This window comes from Novosphingobium sp. B-7 (genome assembly GCF_000410615.1).
Taxonomy (GTDB): Bacteria; Pseudomonadota; Alphaproteobacteria; order Sphingomonadales; family Sphingomonadaceae; genus Novosphingobium; species Novosphingobium capsulatum.
In genome coordinates this window covers 2,426-3,966 of the sequence record NZ_KE148493.1, presented here as the reverse complement: position 1 = coordinate 3,966, position 1,541 = coordinate 2,426, and the positions used below count along the sequence as shown (strand labels likewise).

Annotated in this window: 3 protein-coding genes; 2 read left to right on the top strand and 1 reads right to left on the bottom strand. The window is 69.0% G+C overall.

All coding sequences use genetic code 11. The features are described 5' to 3' along the window. Positions 1 to 407 (top strand): dihydrofolate reductase family protein (locus H926_RS0121890; protein ID WP_022678157.1); only part of this gene is annotated, 407 nt, incomplete at its 5' end. Between the two features lie 22 nt (positions 408 to 429). Further along, positions 430 to 1,053, top strand: a complete 624-nt coding sequence (locus H926_RS0121885; protein ID WP_022678156.1) for a riboflavin synthase — start codon at positions 430 to 432, stop codon at positions 1,051 to 1,053. Here the strand turns inward: H926_RS0121885 and H926_RS29785 are convergent. Next, positions 1,044 to 1,541, bottom strand: a 498-nt coding sequence (locus H926_RS29785) for a nitronate monooxygenase family protein (RefSeq protein WP_043610935.1), incomplete at its 5' end; no start/stop codon positions are given. The genes H926_RS0121885 and H926_RS29785 overlap by 10 nt on opposite strands.

Below are 1,541 nucleotides of genomic sequence, written 5' to 3'. Positions count from 1 at the left end.
GGGCCGACGCCATCCTGGTGGGCGGCGGCACGCTGCGCGCCGATGTTCCTCGGCTCGATGTGCGGCTGCCAGGGCTGGAAGCCCGCAGCCCGCAGCGCTGGGTCTTGACCCGTGGCTCCGCGCCGCAGGGTTGGCGCGCCGCGGCCGATATTACCGCGCCCGGCGCCTTTGGTGATGCGCAGTGGTTGTTCGTCGAAGGGGGCGCGGGCGCTGCCGCCGCGTTCCTCAAAGCCGACATGGTCGATCGCCTGCTGCTCTATCGCGCGCCGATCCTGGTTGGCCCCGGCCTTGCCGCTGTGGGCGATCTCGGGCTGGAAACCCTCTCCGCCGCGCATGGCCGATGGGACATGGGCCCCGCATGCCGGCTTGGCAGCGACACCTTCACCGTCTACCACCGCCGCCGCTAACGCATAAGGAAAGCCCAGCGCAATGTTTACCGGGATCGTCACCGAAGTGGGCAACGTGATTGCCATTGCCGACAAGGGCGACAAGCGCGTGACGATCTCCTGTGCGATGGACCCGGCGCGCATCGCTATCGGCGCCTCGATCGCCTGTTCGGGTGTGTGCCTCACCGTGGTGGAAAAGGGCGGCGTTGCCGGTGAGGCCTGGTTTGCCGTCGACGTTTCGGGCGAAACCATCAGCCGCACTGCCCCGGCGCAATGGCAGGCCGGCGCACCGGTCAACCTGGAGCCGGCGCTGCGGCTGGGCGATGAACTGGGCGGGCACATCGTGACCGGCCATGTCGATGCCTTGGGCGAGATCGCCAGCATTACCCCCGAAGGCGGTAGCCTGCGCGTGATCATTACCGCCCCGCCTGCCCTTGCACCCTATGTCGCGCCCAAGGGCTCGATCACTGTCGATGGCGTGTCCCTGACGGTGAACGAGGTGGCCGATCAGAGCGACGGCCCCTGCCATTTCGCGCTCAACATCATTCCCCACACCGCGCAGATCACCACGCTGGGCCAGTTTGCGCCCGGGCGCCAGGTCAACCTCGAGATCGATGTTCTGGCCCGCTATCTGCAGCGCATGCAAAGCCTGTCGCGTCAGGCCTGAGCCATCTCGCGCAACAGTTGCGCCACCAGGTCTGCGGCGGGCATGGCCCGCGCCTGGGTCACGCCGCTGCCGGCCCATTGCGCGCCAAAGCCGTCTTCGCCGTGCGACTGGGCGGCGGCATCCAGCGCCTTGCCGGCGGCATAGGCACGGGGATAATCGGGCACCGGTGGCAGGTTGCCCAGCGCGGTAAAGCGATTGGCCAGGCACCGCGCCGGGCGACCGGAAATGGCGCTGGTCATCACCGTGTCGCGCGCGGCCAGCAGCGCCGCGCGATAGCCCGGCCGCGCCGAGCCTTCCGGGCAGGCTACAAACGCGGTGCCAAGTTGCGCGGCCATCGCGCCATCGGCCATCGCCGCGTGGATGCCTTGCCCAGTCATGATGCCACCGGCCGCCACCACCGGCAGCGCGGTTTCGCGGCGCACGGCATGCACCAGGTCACGCGTCGCTAGCCTGGCATCGGGCGCTGCAGGATCGAACATGCCGCGATG

Coding starts and splice junctions, on each gene's coding strand:
- H926_RS0121885 (WP_022678156.1), top strand. CDS start 430: ATGTTTACCGGGATCGTCACCGAAGTGGGCAACGTGATTGCCATTGCC.